General features: G+C 75.9%; 20 protein-coding genes. 16 read left to right on the top strand and 4 right to left on the bottom strand.

The genetic code is table 11. The features are described from left to right. Positions 1-15: 15 nt before the first annotated feature. From M3185_RS08525 to M3185_RS08510, 4 genes are all read right to left on the bottom strand, one after another. Positions 16-645 (bottom strand): hypothetical protein, encoded by a 630-nt coding sequence (locus M3185_RS08525; protein WP_251333235.1) that lies wholly within the window; start codon positions 643-645, stop codon positions 16-18. Between the two features lie 47 nt (positions 646-692). Further along, a complete protein-coding gene (locus M3185_RS08520; protein ID WP_251333234.1) occupies positions 693-1,364 on the bottom strand; it encodes a hypothetical protein in 672 nt (223 codons plus the stop codon). Further along, the gene (locus tag M3185_RS08515; protein WP_251333233.1) at positions 1,361-4,996 is read right to left on the bottom strand and encodes a TM0106 family RecB-like putative nuclease; all 3,636 of its coding nucleotides are present in this window, start codon (positions 4,994-4,996) and stop codon (positions 1,361-1,363) included. Before M3185_RS08515 ends, M3185_RS08520 begins: the two co-directional genes overlap by 4 nt. A gap of 432 nt (positions 4,997-5,428) precedes the next feature. Further along, positions 5,429-5,956 (bottom strand): inorganic diphosphatase, encoded by a 528-nt coding sequence (locus M3185_RS08510; protein WP_251333232.1) that lies wholly within the window; start codon positions 5,954-5,956, stop codon positions 5,429-5,431. Between the two features lie 189 nt (positions 5,957-6,145). On the opposite strand from M3185_RS08510, the gene dacB reads away from it, so the two are divergent. From dacB to lysS, 16 genes are all read left to right on the top strand, one after another. Further along, positions 6,146-7,570 carry a D-alanyl-D-alanine carboxypeptidase/D-alanyl-D-alanine endopeptidase gene (gene dacB, locus M3185_RS08505; protein WP_251333231.1) on the top strand — a complete coding sequence of 475 codons (1,425 nt, stop codon included), beginning with the start codon at positions 6,146-6,148 and terminating at the stop codon, positions 7,568-7,570. Positions 7,571-7,634: 64 nt separating this feature from the next. After that, the gene (locus M3185_RS08500; protein ID WP_251333230.1) at positions 7,635-8,780 is read left to right on the top strand and encodes a zinc-dependent metalloprotease; all 1,146 of its coding nucleotides are present in this window, start codon (positions 7,635-7,637) and stop codon (positions 8,778-8,780) included. 161 nt (positions 8,781-8,941) lie between these two features. Further along, on the top strand, positions 8,942-9,421 hold the full coding sequence (locus M3185_RS08495; protein ID WP_251333229.1) for a DNA-binding protein: 480 nt from the start codon (positions 8,942-8,944) through the stop codon (positions 9,419-9,421). Beyond that, the gene (gene tilS / locus M3185_RS08490) at positions 9,418-10,536 is read left to right on the top strand and encodes a tRNA lysidine(34) synthetase TilS (protein ID WP_251333228.1); all 1,119 of its coding nucleotides are present in this window, start codon (positions 9,418-9,420) and stop codon (positions 10,534-10,536) included. The genes M3185_RS08495 and tilS overlap by 4 nt, the downstream gene beginning before the upstream one ends. Then, positions 10,526-11,077, top strand: a complete 552-nt coding sequence (gene hpt / locus M3185_RS08485; protein WP_251333227.1) for a hypoxanthine phosphoribosyltransferase — start codon at positions 10,526-10,528, stop codon at positions 11,075-11,077. The genes tilS and hpt overlap by 11 nt, the downstream gene beginning before the upstream one ends. A gap of 192 nt (positions 11,078-11,269) precedes the next feature. Then, complete coding sequence (ftsH, locus tag M3185_RS08480) at positions 11,270-13,354, top strand: ATP-dependent zinc metalloprotease FtsH (protein WP_251333226.1); 2,085 nt, start codon at positions 11,270-11,272, stop codon at positions 13,352-13,354. Between the two features lie 29 nt (positions 13,355-13,383). Beyond that, complete coding sequence (gene folE, locus M3185_RS08475; protein ID WP_251333225.1) at positions 13,384-14,124, top strand: GTP cyclohydrolase I FolE; 741 nt, start codon at positions 13,384-13,386, stop codon at positions 14,122-14,124. Between the two features lie 4 nt (positions 14,125-14,128). Further along, positions 14,129-15,067 (top strand): dihydropteroate synthase, encoded by a 939-nt coding sequence (gene folP / locus M3185_RS08470; protein ID WP_251333224.1) that lies wholly within the window; start codon positions 14,129-14,131, stop codon positions 15,065-15,067. Continuing rightward, on the top strand, positions 15,064-15,519 hold the full coding sequence (gene folB, locus M3185_RS08465; RefSeq protein ID WP_251333223.1) for a dihydroneopterin aldolase: 456 nt from the start codon (positions 15,064-15,066) through the stop codon (positions 15,517-15,519). Before folP ends, folB begins: the two co-directional genes overlap by 4 nt. Before the next feature lies 1 nt (position 15,520). Further along, the gene (gene folK, locus M3185_RS08460; protein WP_251333222.1) at positions 15,521-16,048 is read left to right on the top strand and encodes a 2-amino-4-hydroxy-6-hydroxymethyldihydropteridine diphosphokinase; all 528 of its coding nucleotides are present in this window, start codon (positions 15,521-15,523) and stop codon (positions 16,046-16,048) included. Positions 16,049-16,065: 17 nt separating this feature from the next. Beyond that, positions 16,066-16,629 (top strand): DUF3180 family protein, encoded by a 564-nt coding sequence (locus tag M3185_RS08455; RefSeq protein ID WP_251333291.1) that lies wholly within the window; start codon positions 16,066-16,068, stop codon positions 16,627-16,629. Then, positions 16,571-17,224, top strand: a complete 654-nt coding sequence (locus M3185_RS08450) for a PH domain-containing protein (protein ID WP_374238482.1) — start codon at positions 16,571-16,573, stop codon at positions 17,222-17,224. The genes M3185_RS08455 and M3185_RS08450 overlap by 59 nt, the downstream gene beginning before the upstream one ends. Then, entirely contained in the window at positions 17,221-18,813 is a 1,593-nt protein-coding gene (locus M3185_RS08445) for a PH domain-containing protein (RefSeq protein WP_251333221.1), read from the top strand. The genes M3185_RS08450 and M3185_RS08445 overlap by 4 nt, the downstream gene beginning before the upstream one ends. Then, a complete protein-coding gene (locus tag M3185_RS08440) occupies positions 18,810-19,730 on the top strand; it encodes a Rossmann-like and DUF2520 domain-containing protein (protein ID WP_251333220.1) in 921 nt (306 codons plus the stop codon). Before M3185_RS08445 ends, M3185_RS08440 begins: the two co-directional genes overlap by 4 nt. Beyond that, positions 19,727-20,593 carry a pantoate--beta-alanine ligase gene (panC, locus tag M3185_RS08435; RefSeq protein WP_251333219.1) on the top strand — a complete coding sequence of 289 codons (867 nt, stop codon included), beginning with the start codon at positions 19,727-19,729 and terminating at the stop codon, positions 20,591-20,593. Before M3185_RS08440 ends, panC begins: the two co-directional genes overlap by 4 nt. Before the next feature lie 155 nt (positions 20,594-20,748). Further along, positions 20,749-22,203, top strand: coding sequence for a lysine--tRNA ligase (gene lysS, locus M3185_RS08430; protein WP_251333289.1), 1,455 nt, complete (start codon positions 20,749-20,751; stop codon positions 22,201-22,203). Positions 22,204-22,235 lie beyond the last annotated feature (32 nt).

Below are 22,235 nucleotides of genomic sequence, written 5' to 3'. Positions count from 1 at the left end.
CACCGAGCGCCGGGCCTACGCGCGGACGGGGCCCGTGCCCGGCTCCCCGGGCTCGCACAGGCCCAGCAGCCGCGCCGCCGCGGGGCGGGCGTCCCACTCGTCCTGCCACAGGGAGCGGGCGACCGCCTTGGACACGGCCTGCGGGGTGATACCGAGCTCCGCGGCCACCACCTTCTGCTGCCCCCGTGCCCCGGGGACCAGCAGGTCGACGACGCGCCACTCCGCCTCGCTGCGCTCCAGCACGATCCGCCCGAGCAGCCGCAGGACGGCCTGCGCCTGGGCAGCGGCCGGCGCGTCGGCGGCCGCGACGCACACCGGCACCCGGGCCGTGCCGAGCGCCGCACCGGCCGCCGCCCGCCCGTGCACCGTGCCGGGGCCCTCGGCGCGCAGCCCCGCGCGACCCTCCTCGTCTACGGCCGTCTGCAGGTGGACCGGGCCCACGCCGATCCCCACGCTCCACGCCCCGCCCCGCAGCCCCGCCAGCGCCGCCTCGACGGCCGCCGCGGGGCCGCCGGTGATGCCCTGCACCGTGTGCTCCCGGGCGCGCTGGAACGGCACCACGGCGTCCAGGGACGCGAGCCGGCGCACCAGGGCTGCCGGGTCGCCGCCCCCGCGGCGGCGCTGGTCGAGGGTCACGACGTACACGCTCCCAGTATCGGCCACCGGGGCTCCCGGGGCGGCCGGGACGCGGCTCACTCCCAGAACCGGGGCTCGATGTCCACCCCGCGGGCGATCAGCTCGTCCTCGAGGGGCTCCCGGCACAGCAGGGGCAGGCGCAGGCACCCGATCCGGTCGTCGGGGCCGAAGTAGGCGGCGAGCCGGTCGAAGCCGAGCCGGTAGCGCGCCAGCTCCTTGCCGATCTCGGCGACCTCCAGGACGTCGGCGTCGGAGCCGAGCACCCAGAAGGAGCCCGGGTCGGTGAGCTGGAGCAGCCCCACGGGCGCCCCGGCGTCGTTGTTCTCCGTGCCCGCCCACCCGGGCACGCGCAGCCAGCCCCCGGGCTCGGCGGCGCCCAGGGCCGGTGCCACGGGGTCGTAGTCCCACGCGCGGGCGCGCTGCAGCCACCCCGGCGGGGCGGGCAGGTAGAGGGGTCCGTCGACGTCCACGGGCCACCGCGCGGCGGCGAAGACCCCGGCGTCCACCCGGTCCCAGAACTGCCCGGCGGTGAGGTCCGTGCCCACGCTGTTGAGCGCGGCGCCGGGCTCGTGCGCCCGCATGCCGTGCCAGTACGTCGGCCGGGTGTCGACGCCGCCGGAGCGCAGCAGGGCGTCGAGCTCCTCGAGGTGGGCCGGCTCGCCGAGCACCACCGTCCTGCCCTCGAAGTGCAGGACGTAGGGCACGCGGGCGGAGCTGCCGGCGCTCACGGCGTCCCCGCGGGCTCCCCGCGGCGGCACAGCCGGGTGAAGCGGCCGAGCACCTGCAGCCCCTCGGGCGTGGCGGGCAGGTAGTCGGTGAGGGCGGGGGAGCGCACGAGGACGGCGCACCACTGCCCGCGCGAGACCGCCACGTTGAGCCGGTTCGGCATGAGCAGGAACTCCATGCCGCGCGGTCCCTCGGGCGCGGAGGCGGCCATGGACACGATCACCACGGGCGCCTCCTGCCCCTGGAACCGGTCCACGGTGCCCACGCGGACCCCGCCGCCGTCGGCGTCGCGCAGGCCCGCGGCCACGAGCTCCCGGCCGATGAGCTCGACCTGCGCGTTGTAGGCGGCGACCACGAGCACGTCCCCGGGCCCGAGCGCCACGGGCTCCGCGTCCGGGGCGGGGCGCCACGGCGTGCCCACGAACTCCCGCACGAGGGCGACGACGCGCTCGGCCTCCTCGGGGGAGGCCGTGACGTTGCCGGCGTGGTCGACGTAGCAGGTGCGCAGCCCGGGGGCCACGCCGGTCAGCTCCCGGCCCGCCGCGGCCGGGGCCGAGCGCAGCCGCCCGGCATAGGAGAGCTCCGAGACGGGCTCGCACAGCTGCGGGTGCAGCCGCCACGTGCGGTCGAGGAAGTAGCCGAACCGGGCCGGCAGCGTGGGGGCGCCGTGCGAGAGCCAGCCGAGCGCCGACTCGTCCACGGGCAGCGGGTGGGTGCCCTGGGAGACCTGGGGCAGCTGCTGGGGGTCGCCCAGCAGCAGCAGGCGCCGGGCGGCGCGGGAGACGGCCAGCGTGTTGGCCAGGGAGAACTGCCCGGCCTCGTCGACCACGAGCAGGTCCAGGGCCTCGTCGTCGAGGTGCTTCCCGTTCGAGAAGTCCCAGGCGGTGCCGCCCACGACGGCGCCGCCCTCGTCCAGGAAGCGGGCGAAGTCCTTGCCGGCGACCTTCTGCCACGGCGTCGGCCGGTCCGCGGGCTCGCCCGTGGCCGGCTTCTTGGCGATCCGCTGCGGGTCGACCCCGCCCTTCGCGGCCACCCCGGAGAGCAGGTTCTCGACCACGGCGTGGGACTGCGCCACGACCCCGATCCGCCACCCGGCGTCCACGAGGCGGCCGACCACGTGCGAGCCCAGGAACGTCTTGCCGCTGCCGGGCGGGCCCTGCACCGCCAGGAAGCCGCGGTCGAGGCCGGCCAGCGCGTCCACCACGGCGTCGACGGTCCCGCCCGGGCCGCCGTGCGGGGCGGGCAGCGCCTCGCCGCCGGCCGGGCGCGGCGGGCGGCGCAGCAGCAGGTCCAGCCCCGGGTGCCGGGGCAGCTGCGGCAGGGCGTCGGCGGTGCGCGCGGCGAGCGCCTGCAGGGACTCCTCGAGGGCGGCGGTCGCGAGGGGCGTGGCCGGGGTCAGCGCCATCGGCAGCGCGGCCCACGGCTCGGGCGCGGGAGCGCCCCTCGGCCGGCGCAGCCGCTCCCGCAGCGTGAGCACGACCGTGCCGTCCTCGTGCTCCTCGAGCTCCTCGAGGGCCGCGGTCCACTCCCCGGAGCGCCCGCTCGCGCGCCGCGCGGCGTCCTCGGCCAGGTGCGGGGGCACGGGCGGGGCGTACATCAGGAACAGGTCCTTCGCCCCGGGGCGCAGGACGGTGCCGCGGCCGGGCCGGCCGGTGGCCCGCAGCAGCCGGGTCGGGGCGGCGCGGGGCCGCTCCGGGTCCGGGGCCCAGTCCTGCAGGACCGCGACGCGGTGCAGCACGACGACGTCGCGGGCGTCCTCCCAGTCCTCCACGGGGCCCTCGAGCCGGTCGAAGTGCGACCACCAGTACTGCTTGCGCTCCCGCTGGTGGTACCCGGTGGCCGAGGCGACCATGGCCACGGCGGTGCGCTCCTGCGCGCCCAGCAGCTGCAGGGTGCCGGGCTCGTCGAGGAACGCCCGCAGCCGCTGCTCGCCGTCCGGGACCTGCTCCCCGGGCACGGGCTCCGGCAGCGCGAGCACCTCCTGGACGGGCCGGCCCCGGTGGGCGGCCGGGTCGGGGGAGATCCCGGCGAGCCCGAGCAGCCAGTCGCGCAGCCGCAGGGTGGAGAGGCAGTCGTAGGCGTTGTAGTCGGCGATCCCGGCGAGGATCCGCTCGGCCTCCCCGGCGCGCCCGGCGTCGCGCGCGGCGCAGGAGCCGGCGTAGGCGACCACGGAGGCCCCCGCGTCGACGACGTCCCCGCCGCGCAGCCGCCCGCCCATGTACAGCGGTTCCAGCTTCTTGATGGAGTACGAGCTCTCGGACAGCCGCAGGCTCCCGCGCACGGTGTCGTAGAGGTCCACGAGCACGCCCTCGCGCAGCAGCCCGTCGACGACGTCCTCGCCCACCGCGTGGGCCAGGGAGAGTCGGCGCAGCGCGGCCTTCTCGTAGTTGGCGTAGTGGTAGACGTGCATCCCGGGGTGCGCCCGGCGCCGCGCGGCGACGTAGTCGAGGAAGTCCCGCAGCGCCTCCCGCTCCTGGGCGCGGGAGTGCGCCCAGAACGGCCGGAACACGGGCTCGGCGCCGGGGGAGGGGGGCTGCTCGACGACGCCGAAGAGGTACTCCAGGCCCCAGGACGTCGGGTCCTGCGGGTCCTGCCACAGGGGGTCGCCCTCGAAGTCGAAGAAGACGTCCCCGGGGTCCGGGGCGGGCAGCCGCCTGACCGGCTCCGTGGAGAGCAGCCGGTAGGCCACCCGGCGGGCCGTGCCGCCCTCGACGTAGTCGACCGCCCCGTCCTCCCCGCCGCGCCCGGTCTGCATGGCCGCCTGGTCCCGCAGCCGGCGCAGCGCGGCGGGCAGCCGGTGGCCCGGCCGGTCCCGCAGGACGGCCAGCTCGTCGACGGTCCGCACGCCGTGCTGCTCGCGCAGCGTCCGGCGCGTGCGCACGGACATGCCGGCGGTCAGCAGCAGGTCCCGGTGCTCCGCGACGGAGCGCGCGCAGCGCTCGCAGCGGCCGCAGCGGGCCACGGCGTCGTCCTGCCAGTCCACCGCGGCGGCGCGGGCGCGGTGGGCCGCGGTCGCCGCCACGAACCGCTCGCGGCGCTCGCGGTAGACCGCGAGGTGCTCCGCGACCGGGAACACGGCCTCCCGCCGGTCGCCCAGCACGAGCACGACCTCGGGGGCCACGGGGACCCCTGCGCGCTCGAGCTGGTCGGCGTAGGCGGCGAGCTGCAGCAGGGCGGTGACCTTCGCGTGCCGGGCGAGCTTGGTGTCGTGCACGGCGTAGGACCCGTCCGGGCACCGGACCAGGAAGTCGGCGCGGCCGTGGAAGGCGCCGTCGAAGAAGGATGCCTGGAACACGACGTCGGCGCCGTCGCGCAGGGCGGCGAGCGTCTGCTCGTGCTTGGCGGTGAGCCCGGCCCGGTCCGTGCGGCGGGCGGGCGCGACCTCGTGGACCCCCCGGCCGGTGGCGGGGTCCCACGGGCCGAACGCGCGGAGGTGGTCCGCGAGGACCCGGCGCTCGTGGGCGTCGCCGAGCTCGGCGGTGCGGGCGAGCATGGCGTCCCGCTGCTCCGGGCGCCGGGGCGCCCGCCCCAGCAGCTCGTCGAGCAGGCACAGCCCGGCGTACGGGCACTCGGCGGCGCGCACGAGGTCGCTGGCCGAGAAGACGAGCTCGGCCTCGGGGCCCAGCAGGAACATGCGCTTCCTCTCGACGTGGCCGGGGCCGTCCCCGGTTCCGGCTCCATCGAACCACAGGGACCGGACGTCACAAGCGCCGGGCGAGGAACCGGGAGCAGGACGGGGATCGGCCGGCAGGTCGCAGACCTGCCGGCCGACTCCCCGCGCCCGGGACCCGGGCGCCGGGATGGACCGGGAGAGATCGGTGGTGCGGCGCAGGTGGGGGGACCCCCGCCGCCGCCGGGCACCCTCGGGTGCTCACCGGCAGACCTCGATCCCGGTCGGCCGGCCCGGATGCCATGGGGGGGATGCATCTGGGCCGACGGGCCGGCGGAGCCGGCCACTCCCGAATATAACGGAATTCATGTATTTGCAGTAGTAGATCCCGGAGGTGCGGGAGGGCCGGGGACCGTCACGGTCCCCGGCCCTCCCGAGGTGCGCCCCTGCCGGCGCTCAGTCGGTGGCGTCGGCCTTCGCCTCGGCCTCGGCGGCCGACTCGAAGTGGGACTGCTCGAAGCGCTCGCGGGCCTCCACGACGAGGCGCTCGGCGGTCTCCTTGCCCTCCCAGCCCTCGCCCTTGACCCACTTGTTGGGCTCGAGGTCCTTGTAGCGCTCGAAGAAGTGCTGGATCTCCTTCTGCTTGAACTCGTCGATGTCGTCGAGGCCCTGGATGTGGTCGTAGCGCTTGTCGGTGGACACGCACAGGACCTTCGCGTCCCCGCCGGCCTCGTCGTTCATGTTGAACACGGCGATCGGGCGGGCCTCGACGATGACCCCCGGGACGATCTCGACGTCGAGCAGGACCAGGGCGTCCAGGGGGTCGCCGTCCTCGCCGAGGGTGTCCTCGAAGTAGCCGTAGTGCGCCGGGTACTGCATGGACGTGAACAGGACGCGGTCCAGGCGCAGGCGGCCGGTCTCGTGGTCGATCTCGTACTTGACGCGCGATCCCCGCGGGATCTCGATGGTGACGTCCATCTCCATGGTGCTTCTCCTCGTGCTGGAAGGACTGGGCAGGGCTGACGGCGGCCGGGGAGGGCCGCACCGCCCCGTCGGGGTGGGCAGATCCGTCCCCACGATAGTCGGGGCCCCGCGGGCGGCGGTAACCGCCGGGCGCGGGCGGCCCCGTGCGGCGGGCCGGGGCGGGCCGGGCGGACAGGCCAGAATGGGGCCATGAGCAGCTCCCGGCGCCGCGGCGCCTCCGCCCCCCGCACGGCCGCAGCCCTGCTCGCGGCCGGCTGCGTGGGCGTGGCCGCGTGGCTGCACCCGCACTGGGCTCCGCTGCTGGGCCCGGGCGGGGACGCCGTGTCCGCGGCGCGCTCCGTGCCCGCGGACCCGCCGGCGCCCGCCGGGGCCGTCCGCCCGGACCCGGCGGCGCCCGCGCCCGCCCCGGGGGAGGTGGCGGCGGCGGTGGACGCCGCGCTGGCCGGCGTCCCGGCCGGGCGCCGCTCGGCGCTCGTGGCCGACGCGCTCACGGGGCAGCCGCTGCTGGAGCGGGACGCGGACGCGGCCCTGGTCCCGGCCTCCAACCAGAAGCTCGTCACGCTCCTGTCGCTGCTCGCCCACGCCGATCCCGGCGAGCGCCTGCGCACGCGCGTGCTCGCCGGGGAGGACCCGGCCACGGTCGTGCTCGTCGCCGGCGGGGACACGCTCCTGAGCTCGGGCCGCTCCGACCCCGCGGCGGTCATGGGCCGGGCGGGCATCCGGACCCTCGCCGAGCGGACCGCGCGGGAGCTCGCCGCGCGCGGGATCACGGGCCCGGTCACCGTCCGGTGGGACGCCGGGCTGTTCGCCGGTCCCGCCCTCAACGACGCCTGGGCCGCGGAGGACGTCGCCGCAGGCCGGATCGGGCCCGTTGCCCCCATGGCGTTCTGGTCCCACCGCGTCCCCGACGGGGACGGCCCGGGGGCCGCGCGCCCGCAGGAGCCCGCCCGGGACGTGGCCGCCGTCCTCGCCGCCGAGCTGCGGGAGCTGCGGCCCGCCGGGCCCGGCGGGCCGCCGGCCGTGACGATCGCCCCGGGCCGCGCCCCCGCGGGGGCCGAGGAGCTGGCCGCCGTGGAGTCGGCGACGCTCGCCGAGCAGGCGCGGCTCATGGTCCAGGACTCCGACAACCACCTCGCCGAGGTCCTCTCGCGGCTCGCGGCAGCGGCCGCCGGGCATCCCGGCAGCATCGCCGGCGGGCGCGCCGCCGCGGCCGAGGCCCTCGCAGCGCACGGGGTCCCGGCGGCCGGTGCCGAGCTCTCGGACGCCTCCGGGATGTCCCTGCGCAACCGCCTCTCCGCCCGCACCCTGGAGCACGTAGTGCGGGCGATGGCCACGGACGGCACGGGGGCGCTCGCCCCCGGCGCCCGCGCCCTGCCGGTGGCCGGCGGCGGCGGCACCCTCGCCGACCGGTTCGACGACGCCCCCGAGCACCCCGGCCAGGGGGTCGTCCGGGCGAAGACGGGCACGCTGTACACCGTGGTCTCCCTCAGTGGCCACGTCACCACGGACGGCGGCCGGCTGCTGACGTTCTCCGTGCTGCTCGGCGACGTCTCCGACCCCGCGGCGGCCCGGGACGCCGTCGACCGCGCGGTCGCCGCCCTCGCCCGACTGTGACGGGACGCCCGGGCTCCCTGGCGCCACCACGGCGGCTCCCAGGGGCGTGTGGTTGCATGAGGGCATGAGCGCAGCAGACCGCACCCCGGACGCCGAGGCGCCCGCCCTCGTCCGGTGGGACCTCGCGGCGGAGGCCGCGGCCCGGATCACCCCGGCCGGCCCCCGGATGTCCGCCCGGGACATGGAGGCGGCGGTGACGTCCATGCGCCGCCACGCCGAGGCCTCCGTGGACCACGTCCACCGCATCAGCGGGCTGGAGGCCGCCCGCGACCTGCGGGACTCCACGGTCCTCGTCGTGGACCGCGCCGGGTGGGCCCGGGCCAACGCCCAGGCCTTCGAGGTGCTCATGGAGCCCGCCGTCCAGGCCCTGCGGCGGCGGCGCCCGGAGCAGTTCAGCGCCGCCGCCGCCGCGCTCGGCGGGACCGCCACCGCCATGGAGATGGCCGCGGTGCTGGGCTTCCTCTCCGCGAAGGTCCTCGGCCAGTACGACCCCTACGCGGGGCTCGTCTCCGCCGCGGCCGCGCAGCGGCACCCGGGCGGGCGGCTGATGCTCGTGGCCCCCAACATCCTCACCGTCGAAAGCGAGCTCAACGTCGAGCCCGAGGACTTCCGGCTGTGGGTCTGCCTGCACGAGCAGACCCACCGCGTCCAGTTCGCCGCCGCCCCGTGGCTGCGCGAGCACATGCTCGGGCAGATCCAGGAGCTCACCGACGCCCTCGTGGGCCAGGCCGAGTCCCTGCGGGAGCGGCTCACGGAGGCCGTCCGCTCGCTCACCGGTCGGACGCCGGACGCCGGGCGGCCCGCCGCCTCGCTCGGCGTCGTGGGCCTGCTCATGGGCCCGCGGGAGAAGGAGATCCTCTCCCACCTCACCGCGGTCATGAGCCTGCTCGAGGGCCACGCCAACTTCGTGATGGACGGGGTGGACGCCTCCGTGGTGCCCACGGTGAAGACCATCCGGCGCCGCTTCGAGCGGCGCTCGGAGCTGCAGGGCGCCCTCGACCGGTTCGTGCGCCGGCTGCTGGGCATGGACGCCAAGATGCGCCAGTACAGCGACGGGCAGAAGTTCGTCACCGCCGTGGTCGCGGCCGCGGGCCTCGACGGGTTCAACCGGATCTGGGAGGCCCCGGAGCACCTGCCCACGGAGGCGGAAATCCACGCCCCGGAGCGCTGGATCGCCCGCGTGCTGGACCCCGGGACCCCCTCCCGCTGAGCCCGGCCGCCCCCGGTCCGGGAAAGGTGTGGTAGAGCTCTCCCCACCCCCCGCTGACATGCGAATTCATCAAGGTGTCGACGATCGTCCACGGCGTGTCGAAACCGGTCACAGCACGACACGCGGTAGGTGACATCACATTTCTGTGCCACTATCTTCACGTGAGCACAGAGAACATCGAACAGCAGGTCAGGCTCTACGGCCAGCCGCTCTCGGAGCGCTTCGGGGCCATCGTGCAGGCCTACGGCATCACCCAGCGGCGGCTCGCCGAGGTGCTCGGCCTCTCCGCCCCCATGCTGTCGCAGCTCAACAGCGGCCGCCGGATCAAGATCGGCAACCCGGCGGTCTACGAGCGCCTGGTCATGCTCGAGCAGCGGATCGGCACCCCGGAGGTCGAGGAGACCCTCGCCGAGGTGGAGGCCTCCCAGCCCGTGCTGTCCACGACCCAGATCCAGGCCGGGATCCACAGCGAGACCAACACCGTGGCCGCGCTGGCCACGGTCGTCCCGCTGCGCGAGCTCGAGGTCGCGGTCGACCTGCTGGGGGAGGGCGCGCCCACCCTCACCAAGGTCGTGCGCCTTGCCGTGCGGGAGGCCGAGCAGCGCCAGGCCGCGACCGCCCGCGAGGACGCCCGCGGGTGACCCAGTTCGCCCGCCGCGGCCGACTGTCCCCCGACGTCGCCGCGGGGCGGCGCCGTGTGCTCGACGCGGTCCGCCGCCACCTCCCCCCGCCCCCCGCCGAGCTCCCCCTGCTCCTCGTCGCCTGCAGCGGCGGACCCGACTCCCTGGCGCTGGCCGCCGCCGCCGCCCACTTCGCCCGGCGCGGTGCCCTGCGCGTGGGTGCCGTCGTGGTCGACCACGGCCTGCAGGAGGGCTCCGCCGACGTGGCCGCCCGCACCGCCCGCACCCTCGAGCAGCTCGGTCTCGCCCCCGTCGTCGTCACGGCCGTCACCGTGCACCGGGACGCGGGCGGGCCCGAGATGGCCGCCCGCACCGCGCGCTACGGCGGCATCGCGGTCGTCGTGGCCCGCACCGGCGCCGACGCCGTGCTGCTCGGGCACACCCTGGACGACCAGGCGGAGTCCGTGCTGCTGGGCCTGGCCCGCGGCTCCGGCACCCGTTCGCTCGCCGGCATGCCCCCGGTGCGCGAGCTCGACGGCGTCACGTACCTGCGCCCCTTCCTGGACCTTTCCCGCGAGCAGACCCTGGAGATCTGCGCCGCCGAGCAGCTCGAGCCGTGGCACGACCCCACCAACCACGACACGTCCCTGATGCGCTCCCGGGTCCGCCACCGCGTCCTGCCGCTGCTCGAGGCCGAGCTCGGGCCCGGCCTGGCGCGGGCGCTCGCCCGCTCCGCCGCGATCCTCGGCCCGGACGCGGACTTCCTGGACGGCGCCGCCCACGAGCTGCTGGGGCGTGCCCGGGCCGCCGCCCCCGGGCGCGGGCCCGCCGTGGCGCTCGACCTGCGGGTGCTGCAGCAGGCCCACCCCGCCCTGCGCCGCCGGGCGCTGTCCGCGGCCGTCGTCGCGGCCGGCGGGGAGACCCCGGCCTACGAGCGGCTCGGCGCGCTGGACGCCTTCGCCGAGGGCCGCGGCGCCGCGGGGCCCGTGCAGATGGCGGGTAAGGTGTCGGTGTGGCGCAGGCGCCCGCCGGCCGGCACGCGCGGCCCGGGGCACCTCGAGCTCGTCGGGCCGCGGCCCGCGGGACCCGCCACCGAACCCGATTCCGCACCGCACGAGGAGCGCCGTGAAGCCTGAGGACGTCCCCGGGGACCTCACCGAGGTCCTGTTCACCAAGGAAGACATCGAGGCCAAGATCGCCGAGCTGGCGGCGGCCGTCGACGCCGACTACCAGGGCCGCGACGTCCTGCTCGTGGGGGTGCTCAAGGGGGCGGTGATGGTCATGGCCGACCTGTGCCGCGCCCTCAAGGGCCAGTACCCCATGGACTGGATGGCCGTGTCCTCCTACGGGTCGGGGACCAAGTCCTCCGGCGTGGTGCGGATCCTCAAGGACCTCGACACCGACCTCACCGGTCGTGACGTGCTCATCGTCGAGGACATCATCGACTCCGGTCTCACCCTGTCCTGGCTGCGGGCCAACCTGGTCTCGCGCCGGGCCGCCTCCGTGGAGATCTGCGCGCTGCTGCGCAAGCCGGAGGCCGCCAAGACGGCGATCGACGTCAAGTACGTGGGCTGGGACATCCCCAACGAGTTCGTGGTCGGCTACGGCCTGGACTACGCCGAGAAGTACCGCAACCTCGACTGCATCGCGACCCTCGCCCCGCACGTCTACGAGTGAGCCGGGGGCCCGCGGGGAGGGCTCTCCCGGCGGGCGCCGCGGCGGCTGTCCGCTGACAGGGAACTCCGGGGCCCTTCCCGGTGTCCGCGGGTGCGCGGGCTGTACATTGTAGGTCTGCGTCCCCTGGACCCGGCCCCGGGCGGGCCCGGGCCCGAGGGGGCCCGGACAACCATCCACGGGAGGATCAGCGGCTTGGCCACGGCGAAAAAACCCAACAACTTCTTCAGGGGACCCTGGTTCTGGGTGCTCCTGGCCGTCCTGGTCCTCTTCCCCCTCGTGGGCACGCTCACCACCGGCTCGTCCGGGCGCGTGGACACCAACGTGGGCCTGGGGCTGCTCGCCGACGACAAGGTCGCCGAGGCGAAGATCTACGACGGCCAGCAGAAGGTGGAGCTCCAGCTCAAGGAGGACCTGACCCTCGACGGCCGGGAGCTCGGGCGCAACGTCGAGTTCTACTACGTCACCCCGCGCGGCGACGAGGTCGTGCGGGCCATGAACGCGGCCGACCTCGAAGGGTTCACCGACCAGCCGGTCGAGTCGAACTGGTTCACCAGCCTCATCGGCTTCCTGCTGCCGTTCCTGATCATCCTCGCGATCTTCTGGTTCGTGTTCTCCCGCATGCAGGGCGGCGGCTCGCAGGTCATGCGCTTCGGGCGCTCCCGGGCCAAGATGTTCGACAAGGACAACCCCACGGTGACCTTCGCCGACGTCGCCGGCGCGGACGAGGCCGTCCAGGAGCTCGACGAGATCAAGCAGTTCCTCGTGGAGCGCGACCGGTTCACCGCCCTCGGGGCGAAGGTGCCCAAGGGCGTGCTGCTCTACGGTCCCCCCGGCACCGGCAAGACCCTGCTCGCCCGCGCGGTGGCCGGCGAGGCGGGCGTGCCGTTCTTCTCGATCTCCGGCTCGGACTTCGTCGAGATGTTCGTGGGCGTGGGCGCCTCCCGCGTGCGGGACCTCTTCCAGCAGGCCAAGGAGAACGCCCCCGCGATCATCTTCGTCGACGAGATCGACGCCGTGGGCCGCCAGCGCGGCGCCGGCATGGGCGGCGGCAACGACGAGCGCGAGCAGACCCTCAACCAGCTGCTCGTCGAGATGGACGGGTTCGACGCCACGACCAACGTCATCCTCATCGCCGCCACCAACCGCCCCGACGTGCTCGACCCCGCCCTGCTGCGCCCGGGCCGGTTCGACCGGCAGATCGGCGTGGACGCCCCGGACATGAAGGGCCGCCTGCAGATCCTCCGGGTGCACTCGCAGGGCAAGCCCCTCGCGGACAACGTGGACCTCGCGTCCGTGGCCAAGCGCACGCCCGGCTTCACCGGCGCCGAGCTCGCCAACGTGATGAACGAGGCCGCCCTGCTGACGGCCCGCTCCCACGCGCAGCTGATCGACGACCGCGCCGTGGACGAGGCCATCGACCGCGTCATCGCGGGCCCGCAGAAGCGCAGCCGGATCATGAAGGAGCTCGAGCGCAAGGTCACCGCCTACCACGAGGGCGGCCACGCGCTCGTGGCCGCGGCCCTGCGCAACACGGACCCGGTCACCAAGATCACGATCCTGCCCCGCGGCCGGGCCCTGGGCTACACCATGGTCATGCCCATGGACGACAAGTACTCGACCACTCGCAACGAGCTGCTGGACCAGATGGCCTACGCCATGGGCGGGCGCGCCGCGGAGGAGATCGTCTTCCGGGACCCGTCCACGGGCGCGTCCAACGACATCCAGAAGGCGACCGACACCGCGCGCAAGATGGTCACCCAGTACGGGATGAGCGCGCGCGTGGGCTCCATCAAGCTCGGCGGGGACAGCTCCGAGCCGTTCCTGGGCCGGGACGCCGCCGGCAGCGGCCGGGAGTACTCCGAGCGCACCGCCGCGATCGTCGACGAGGAGGTCCGGGCCCTGCTCGAGCAGGCCCACGACGAGGCCTACGAGATCCTCCTGGACAACCGCCACGTGCTCGACCGGCTGGCCCTCGAGCTGCTGGAGCGCGAGACCCTCAACGAGGCGCAGATCGCCGACATCTTCCACGACGTGCGCAAGCGCGACCTGCGCCCGGTGTGGCTGTCCAAGGACACCCGCCCCGTCCCGGACGTCCCGCCGGTGGTCACCCAGGCCGAGCGCGAGGAGGCCCGGCGGCTCCACGCCCAGGACCCCTCGACCCTCGCCCCGCAGGACCAGGCCGTGGCGGCCAAGCCGGAGCACCCGGTCGAGGTCCCGGAGCGCGGGCACTCCGTGTCCCCCGGGGACGCCTCGGGCTCCACGACCGCCACAGACTGAGCCCGGCCGCGGCGGGGCGGTGGCCTAGGATGGAGCGACAGCCGAGCGGGTCCCCCGACCTGCGCCCGGCGGACCCGGAGATCCCGAAGGAGGGCGCGTTGCCCCACGAGGCCCGCACGAAGCACATGAGCACGCACGACGTGCGCGCGGAGGCGTTCGAGCCGCCGTACCCCGACCCCGACCCGGCCCTGGGGGCCGGCGCGGGCGAGGTCGACCAGCCCCGCGTCGCCGCGGCCGTCCGGGAGCTGCTGCTCGCCATCGGCGAGGACCCGGACCGGGAGGGCCTGCAGGGCACCCCGGGGCGGGTGGCGCGGGCGTACGCGGAGATGTTCGCGGGCCTGCACCAGGACCCGGCGGAGGTGCTGGGCACGACCTTCGACATCGGCCACTCCGAGATGGTCCTCGTCAAGGACATCCCCTTCTACTCGACCTGCGAGCACCACCTCGTGCCGTTCCACGGCCACGCCCACGTCGGCTACATCCCCGGCCACGACGGGATGGTCACGGGCCTGAGCAAGCTCGCCCGGCTGGTGGACCTCTACGCCCGGCGCCCGCAGGTGCAGGAGCGGCTCACCACCCAGATCGTCGAGGCGATCGTGGAGCACCTGCAGCCGGCGGGCGTCATCGTCGTCGTCGAGTGCGAGCACCTGTGCATGTCCATGCGGGGGGTGCGCAAGCCCGGCGCCCAGACCGTGACCTCCGCCGTGCGCGGGCAGCTGCGCGAGCCCGCGACCCGCGCCGAGGCCATGAGCCTCATCCTGGGGCGCTGAGCTGATGACGACGACGTCCCGCCCCGACCGCCCCGCCGCCGGCTGGGGCTCCTTCGAGGACCTGCCCCGGGACCGGACCCTGGTCATGGGCATCCTCAACGTCACCCCCGACTCCTTCAGCGACGGCGGCGAGCACGCCGGGCCCGGGGCGGCGATCGCCCACGGGCTGGCGATGGCGGCCGCCGGCGCCGACGTCGTCGACGTCGGCGGGGAGTCCACCCGCCCGGGCTCCGAGCGGATCCCCCCGGCCGAGGAGCGCCGCCGCATCCTGCCGGTGGTCGAGGCCCTGGCCGCGGCCGGCGTGGTGGTCAGCGTCGACACGCTCCACGTCTCGACCGCCGAGGCGGTCCTGGACGCCGGGGCGCAGATCGTCAACGACGTGTCCGGGCTCAACGTCTCCCCCGACATGGTCGAGCTCGTCGCCGAGCGGCAGGTCCCGTACGTCCTCATGCACGCCCGCGGCACCCCCGACACGATGGACGCGCTCGCCGTCTACGACGACGTCGTGGGGGAGGTGCTCGGGGAGCTCGACGGGCTGCGGGCCCGCTTCCTCTCCGCCGGGCTCGCCCCCGAGAAGCTGGTCCTCGACCCCGGCCTCGGCTTCGCCAAGCGCGGCGCCCAGAACTGGGAGCTGCTGCGCGCCCTGCCGCGGCTCGTCGCCACCGGCCACAAGGTGCTCGTGGGCGCGTCCCGCAAGCGCTTCCTCGGCACCCTGCTGGAGGAGGGCGGACGGGCCCGTCCCGCCGGGGAGCGGGACGCCGCGACCGCCGCCGTCAGCGCCCTGTCCGCCCACGGCGGGGCGTGGGCGGTGCGCGTGCACGACGTGCGCTCCAGCGCCGACGCGGTCGCCGCCGCGCACGCGTGGCGCGGCGTCGAGCCGCCCGTGCTGCGCCCCCGGGCGGACGCCGCCGTGCCGGTGGCCCCGGGGGGTGAGCGTGCGTGAACCGCGTGTCCCGCGATGACGCCGAGCGGCTGCGCGCCGGAGAGCGCGCGGGCCGCCAGCACGTCCCCCTGGCCGCCGTGCGCCCGGCCGAGCGCCGCGACCGGATCAATCTCCTGGGCATCGGGGCCGTGGGCTACCACGGGGTCCTCGACCAGGAGAAGCGCAGCGGGCAGCCCTTCTTCGTGGACCTCGTGATGTACATGGACCTGTCCGCGGCCGGGGCCGCGGACGACGTCACCCTGACCGCCCACTACGGGGAGGTCGCCGAGCAGGTCCGCGACATCGTCACCGGCCCCAGCGTCAACCTCATCGAAACGCTCGCCGAGCAGATCGCCCGGCACCTGCTCGGGCACTTCCCCCTCGAGGCGGTGGAGGTGACCGTGCACAAGCCCAAGGCCCCCATCGAGGTGACCTTCTCCGACGTGTCCGTCACGATCTACCGGGAGCGCTGAGATGGGCACGGCGGTGGTGCTCGCGCTCGGCGCGAACCTCGGCGACCGGGAGGAGACCCTGCGCCGGGCGGCCCTCGACCTGGCCGCCCACCCCCGGATCCGGCTGACCCGCGCCTCTCCCGTCGTGCGCTCCAAGCCGGTGGGCGGGCCGGCGGGACAGGACGACTTCCGCAACGCCGTCGTGGAGGTCGACACCGACCTGAGCCCGTTCGAGCTGCTCGAGGTCTGCCAGGGGATCGAGGCGCGCCACCACCGCACCCGCGCGGAGCGCTGGGGCCCGCGCACGCTCGACATCGACATCATCGTCTACGGGGACCTGCGCCTCGACGAGCCGGAGCTCACCGTCCCGCACCTGCGCGCGCACTGCCGCGCGTTCGTGCTGGTGCCCTGGGCCCTGATGGACCGGGACGCCGTGTTGGCCGGACAGAGCGTGGCCGAGCTCGCCCGGCGGGCCCCCGACCTGGGCGGCGTCGGCCCGGACGCCGTCCCCCTGCTCCCGGCCGGGACCCCCGGCCCCGCCGCGGGCTGAGGGGCCGGGCCGTGCACATGCTCACCGTCCCCGCCCTGCTGATGTGCGCCGCGGCCGCCGGAGCGGTCGGCTGGAGCGCCAACCGGCTGTCCACCGGGGCCGGCGGTCCGCTGCTGATCCTGCCCTGGGCCTCGCTGGCCGCGGTCGCCGCCGTGGCCGTGGGCCTGCTCGTGCTGGGGCTGCGGGTCAAGCGCTACCAGGACGGGCTGCACCCCGAGCGCTTCGACCCGCTCGTGGCGGCCCGCACCGCGGCGGGAGCCCAGGCCGTCGCATGGGCCGGGGCGATGCTGACCGGCTGGCACGGCGCGATCGCCGTCGAGCAGCTCGCCCTCGTGAGCGTGCGCTCGGACCAGGGGCCGCTGTGGGCGAGCCTCGGGCACGCCGCCGCGGGGGTCGTGCTCGTCGTCGTCGGCTGGGTCGTGGAGAGCTTCTGCAAGCTGCCGCCGGACGACCCCGACGCGGAGGAGGGCGCCGAGTACCGTAGGGGGCGGGAGAAGGAGCTGCCCGAGGGAGAAGGTGGTTATGCCCGTGAGATCCCCCGACGACCCCGCGAGCGGCCCGGCGGGCACGGCACCGCGTGACGCGGCGCCCCCCGGCGCGCCGGTCCGGGAGCCGAGGCCCGGCGGCGCACCGGTTCGGGAGCCGGGGCCCGGCGGCGCACCGCCGGGCAACCGCGCGATCGACCCCGAGGGCCTCGCCTGGACCCGGGTCTCGCCCCGGCACGTCTCCGTGGTGGTGCTCGGCACCCTGATCAGCACCGCCTTCTGGGCGGCGGCGCTCGGCTGGCCGGCCGTGCTCGCCGGCCTCGGCGTCTGGCCCGCCGGACTGCTGCCCTGGTTCCTGCTCCCGCCCGGGGCCGTCGTGGCGGCGGGAATGCTCTCCGTCCTGCTGGCGCCCCGCCGGGTCCGGGCGATCGGCTACGCCGAGCGCGGCGAGGACCTGCTCGTGCGCCGGGGCCTGCTCTACCAGCGCGTCACGGTCGTCCCGTACGGGCGGATGCAGTACGTGGACGTGTCGGTCTCCCCGCTGCAGCGGGCGTTCGGCCTCGCCACGGTGCGGCTGCACACCGCCGCCGTGGGCAGCCACGCCGAGATCCCCGGCGTCGAGCACGCCGAGGCCTCACGGCTGCGCGAACGGCTCACCGCGCGCGGCGAGGCGCTCCTGGCGGGCCTGTGAGCGCGCCCCCCCTGCCCCCGGCAGGGCCCGTGCCCGGGGACGGCCCCGGGGCCCCCGCGTGGCGCCGCGTCCACCCCCTGACCCCCGCGGTCCGGGGCTGGCTGGCGATGCTCGTGCTCGCCGGCGCCGTGCTCAACATCGCGGTCGACGACCTGGTGGCCTCCTACCTCGGCCACCCCGTCGGCCCGGGCGCCCCGCCGGGGCAGGACCTCGACCTCACCCGGGCGGGTCCCGTCTTCTGGTGGGCGCTGGCCGGGATCCTCACCCTGCTGCTGGGCGTGTTCACCGCCGCGGTGCTCGTCTCGTGGTGGTTCACCCGCTACCAGGTGAGCGCCGAGCACGTGCGCGTGCGCTCCGGGGTGCTCTTCCGGCAGGAGCGCCAGGCCCGCCTGGACCGGGTCCAGGCGATCGACATCCACCGCCCGTTCCTGCCGCGCGTGCTGGGCCTGGCCGAGCTGAAGTTCGAGGTCGCCGACGCCGGGCAGTCGGCCGTGTCCCTGGCCTACCTCACCCACGCCCAGGCGCGCGCGCTGCGCGCCGAGCTGCTCGGCCGCCTCGGGCTGCCCGCCACCCGGCCGGGGACGGCCGAGGGCCCCGCCGGCCCGGGCCCCGCCGGCGAGCCCGGGCTCCCCGGGCCGCGGCGCGCCCCGTGGGCGCCGGCCGGCGACGAGGAGCACCCGGTCCTCGCGGTCCCGGTGGCCCGTCTGGTCGGGTCCGTGCTCGCCTCGGGCACCGCCGTCGTGCTGGCCCTGCTGCTCGCGGCCGTCCCGGCCGTCCTGCTGCTCGACCCGGCGAGGGGGGCGGGCCTGCTGGCGGCCTGGCTGCCCGGGCTCATCAGCTTCGGCACGGTCGCCTACCGCCGCGTCGAGCAGGGCTGGCGGTTCCGGCTGCTGCGCATCCCCGAGGGCATGCGCGTGCGCCACGGGCTGCTCGGGGTGCGCTCCCAGACCGTGCCCGCGGGCCGGATCCAGGCGGTCGGGGTGGACCAGCCCGTGCTGTGGCGGCCCTTCGGCTGGTACCGGGTCCGGGTCAACGTGGCCGGCTACGGCGCCGCGGCGGGCGAGAGCGACGCGCTGCGCTCCACGCTGCTGCCCGTCGGCACCCTCCCGGAGGTGCGCACCGTCCTGCACCTGGCCCTGCCCGGGGTCCGGGGGGACGAGCTGAGCGCGCTGCTGGGGGAGGGCCTGCACGGGGCCGGGGGCGAGGGGCGGTTCACGACCTCCCCGCGCCGCGCCCGGTGGCTGGACCCCCTGACGCACCGCCGCACCGGTTTCGCGGCGACCGACGACGTCCTGGCCGTCCGCTCCGGGCGCCTCGCCCGCCGCACCGCCGTGGTGCCCCACGAGAAGACGCAGTCCGTGGCCGTGACGCAGGGGCCCCTCGAGCGGGCGCTGGGCCTCGCCGACGTCCACCTGCACTCGACCCCGGGGCCCGTGACCGTGCTCGTGCCCCACCTGGACACCGGCGACGCCCGCGCGCTCGCCGCGGCCCAGGCCGAGCACGCCGCCGGCGCCCGTAGACTGGCCGACGGCCCGCACCGGGCCCACGAGCAGATCCGCGACCAGGCCCACGAGCAGGAGCGAGCATGACCCACCCGTCCGACCGCCCGGGACGCCTCGGGGTCGGCGTCGTCAGCGCCGGGAAGGTGGGCGCCGTCCTGGGGGCGGCGCTGCGCGCCGCCGGCCACGCCGTCGTCGGGGTCAGCGCCGTCTCCGAGGCCAGCCGGGACCGGGCCGAGGCCCTCCTGCCGGGCGTGCCGGTGCTGGACGTCCCCGCCGTGCTCGAGCGCTCCGAGCTCGTCCTGCTGGCCGTGCCCGACGACGAGCTGCCCGGCCTCGTGCAGGGGCTCGCCGACGCCGGGCTGTGGCAGGCGGGCCAGCTCGTGGTGCACACCGCCGGGCGCTGGGGCACCGGCGTGCTGGACCCCGCCCGCCGGGCCGGGGCCATCCCGCTCGCCGTGCACCCCGCCATGACCTTCACCGGGCTCAGCCTGGACCTCGCCCGCCTGAACGACTGCTCGTTCGGCATCACGGCGCCCGCCCCCGTCCTGCCCATCGCCCAGGCGCTCGTCGTCGAGATGGGGGCGGAGCCCGTCGTCGTCGCCGAGGCCGACCGCGCGCTCTACCACGCGGCCCTCGCGCACGGGGCCAACCACCTCATGACCGTCGCGGGCCAGTCGATGCAGGTGCTGCGCGACATCGGGGTGGACCACCCCGACCGCGTGCTCGGGCCCCTGCTGCGCGCGACCCTCGACAACGCCCTGGCCGCGGGGGAGTCGGCCCTGACCGGGCCCGTGGCGCGGGGGGACGCCGGGACCGTCGCCGCCCACCGGGGCGCCCTGGACGAGTACGCGCACGGCCACGGGGACGACGACGTGCTGCTCGCCTACCTCGACCTGGCCCGGGTCACGGCCCGCCGGGCCCTCGACCGGGGGCTGCTGGACCGCGCCCGCTACGACGCCGTGCTCGCGGCCCTCGACCCCGCCGACGGAAAGGACACCCCGTGAGCACTCCCGTGCCTGCCACCACCCCCCTGGTCTGCCGCGGCGTCGCGGAGTTCCGGGCGGCCCTCGCCGCCCGGCTCGGTGCGGTGCCGGGTGAGGCCTCCCTGGGGCTCGTGCCCACGATGGGCGCCCTGCACGAGGGCCACGGCCACCTGGTGCGCCTGGCCCGCCAGGAGAACGCGGTGGTCGCCGTGTCGGTGTTCGTCAACCCCCTGCAGTTCGGCCCGGACGAGGACTTCGAGCGCTACCCCCGCGACCTGGACGCCGACGTCGAGCTGCTCGCCCGGTTCGGGGCCGACCTGGTCCTCGCCCCCTCCGTCGAGCAGATGTACCCCGGCGGGGAGCCGCTCGTGCGCGTGACCTCCGGGCGGCTGGGCGCCGTGCTCGACGGCGCGAGCCGGCCGGGGCACTTCGACGGCGTCCTGACCGTCGTGAACAAGCTGGTCAACATCGCGGCCCCGCCCGTGCCGGCCGCCTACCGGGCGTACTTCGGGGAGAAGGACGCCCAGCAGCTGCTGCTCGTGCGGCGGATGGTCGCCGACTTCGCCCTGCCCGTCACGGTCCGGCCCGTGCCCATCGTGCGCGACGCCGACGGGCTGGCCCTGTCCTCCCGCAACCAGTACCTCGACGCCGGCCAGCGCCGGTCCGCGCTCGTGCTCTCCCGCGCCCTGGGCGCGCTTGCCGCCGGGGAGCTCGGCCTCGACGCCGCCCGCGCACGGATCGACGCCGAGGACCAGGTCCGGCTGGACTACCTCGTCGTCGTCGACCCCGCCACGCTCGCCCCGGCCGAGCCCGGCCCCGGCGCGCTCGCGCTCGTGGCCGCGTACGTGGGCCCCACGCGTCTGATCGACAACCGGGTGCTCTGACCCGGTCCGTCCCGGCGCGGGGCGGGGAGGGACCGGCGGGGATTTGACCCCCCGCGTTATCCTGGACAACTGTGACCAACGCGCAGAACACCTCCACGACCGCCCAGGACCAGGCCCAGGACCGGGCCGCCGAGCAGGCCGAGCTCTCGGACCAGATGCAGTTCCGGCTCGCCAAGCGCGCCCGGCTGCTCGAGTCGGGCCGGGAGGCCTACCCCGTGGGGGTCGAGCGCAGCCACACCCTCCGGGAGGTCCGGGAGGCCTACGGCCACCTGGAGCCCGGGGAGGAGACGGGCCGGTTCGTGGGCGTGGCGGGCCGCGTGGTCTTCGTGCGCAACACCGGCAAGCTGTGCTTCGCGACCCTCCAGGAGGGCGACGGCACCCGCCTGCAGGTCATGCTCTCCCTCGCCCAGGTCGGCGAGGAGGCCCTGGCCGAGTGGAAGTCCCTCGTGGACCTCGGCGACTTCGTGGCCGTCCACGGCGAGGTGATCTGCTCCCGCCGCGGCGAGCTGTCCGTCATGGCCGACACCTGGGCCATGGCGTCGAAGGCCCTGCGGCCCCTGCCGACCCTGCACAACGAGCTCAACGAGGAGACGCGGGTCCGCCAGCGCTACCTCGACCTCATCGTGCGGGAGGAGGCGCGGGACGTGGTGGTCAAGCGCGCCAAGATCATCCAGACGGTGCGCAACACCCTGGTGGACCGGGGCTACGTCGAGATCGAGACCCCCATGCTGCAGCTTGTGCACGGCGGGGCCACGGCCCGCCCGTTCGGGACCCACCTCAACGCCTTCGACCAGGACATGACCCTGCGCATCGCCACGGAGCTCTACCTCAAGCGCGCCGTGGTGGGCGGGATCGAGCGGGTCTTCGAGATCGGGAAGGTCTTCCGCAACGAGGGCGTCGACTCCTCCCACAGCCCCGAGTTCACCACGCTCGAGGCGTACGAGGCCTACGGCGACCAGTTCACGATGGCGGAGCGGATCAAGGAGATCATCCTCGCGTGCGCCGACGCCCTGGGCACGGACACCATCGAGACGGACCGGGGCACGATCGACCTGCGCGGGGAGTGGCGCTGGCTCTCCGTGTACCCGGCCCTCTCCGAGGCCGTGGGCCGGGAGATCACCCCCGGCACCCCCGTCGAGGTCCTCCGGCGGATCGCCGAGGAGCGCGAGGTGCCCGCCGACCCGGCGTGGGACGCGGAGAAGCTCGTGCTGGAGCTGTTCGGCGAGATCGTCGAGCCGACGCTGATCCAGCCCACCTTCGTGTGCGACTACCCGCCCTCGGCGCAGCCGCTGGCCCGCCAGCACCGCTCCGAGCACGGGCTGATCGAGGCGTGGGACCTGATCATCGGCGGCATGGAGCGCGGCACGGCCTTCTCCGAGCTGATCGACCCGGTCGTCCAGCGCGAGCGGCTCACCGAGCAGTCCCGCCGCGCCGCGGCCGGCGACGACGAGGCCATGCAGCTGGACGAGGACTTCCTGCGGGCCCTCGAGCACGGCGCCCCGCCCATGGGCGGGCTCGGCCTCGGCCTGGACCGGCTCATCATGCTCTTCACGGACCTGGGGATCCGGGAGACCATCCTGTTCCCGCTCATGAAGCCCGAGCAGGACTGACCTCCTCCCTCTGCCGTCAGCGTCCGTCCAGA

Origin of the sequence: Kocuria rosea, from assembly GCF_023715525.1 — a bacterium.
Taxonomy (GTDB): Bacteria; Actinomycetota; Actinomycetes; order Actinomycetales; family Micrococcaceae; genus Kocuria; species Kocuria rosea_A.
The sequence above is the reverse complement of the archived record's forward strand: the minus strand, read 5'-3'. Positions and strand labels throughout refer to the sequence as shown.

Bases quoted from the DNA above. Each gene is read 5' to 3' on its own strand.
- M3185_RS08510 (WP_251333232.1), bottom strand. From the start codon at position 5,956: ATGGAGATGGACGTCACCATCGAGATCCCGCGGGGATCGCGCGTCAAG.
- lysS (WP_251333289.1), top strand. From the start codon at position 20,749: ATGCAGTTCCGGCTCGCCAAGCGCGCCCGGCTGCTCGAGTCGGGCCGG.
- folP (WP_251333224.1), top strand. From the start codon at position 14,129: ATGACGACGACGTCCCGCCCCGACCGCCCCGCCGCCGGCTGGGGCTCC.
- folE (WP_251333225.1), top strand. From the start codon at position 13,384: ATGGAGCGACAGCCGAGCGGGTCCCCCGACCTGCGCCCGGCGGACCCG.
- M3185_RS08440 (WP_251333220.1), top strand. From the start codon at position 18,810: ATGACCCACCCGTCCGACCGCCCGGGACGCCTCGGGGTCGGCGTCGTC.
- M3185_RS08500 (WP_251333230.1), top strand. From the start codon at position 7,635: ATGAGCGCAGCAGACCGCACCCCGGACGCCGAGGCGCCCGCCCTCGTC.
- dacB (WP_251333231.1), top strand. From the start codon at position 6,146: ATGAGCAGCTCCCGGCGCCGCGGCGCCTCCGCCCCCCGCACGGCCGCA.
- M3185_RS08455 (WP_251333291.1), top strand. From the start codon at position 16,066: ATGCTCACCGTCCCCGCCCTGCTGATGTGCGCCGCGGCCGCCGGAGCG.
- folK (WP_251333222.1), top strand. From the start codon at position 15,521: ATGGGCACGGCGGTGGTGCTCGCGCTCGGCGCGAACCTCGGCGACCGG.
- M3185_RS08515 (WP_251333233.1), bottom strand. From the start codon at position 4,996: ATGTTCCTGCTGGGCCCCGAGGCCGAGCTCGTCTTCTCGGCCAGCGAC.
- M3185_RS08450 (WP_374238482.1), top strand. From the start codon at position 16,571: ATGCCCGTGAGATCCCCCGACGACCCCGCGAGCGGCCCGGCGGGCACG.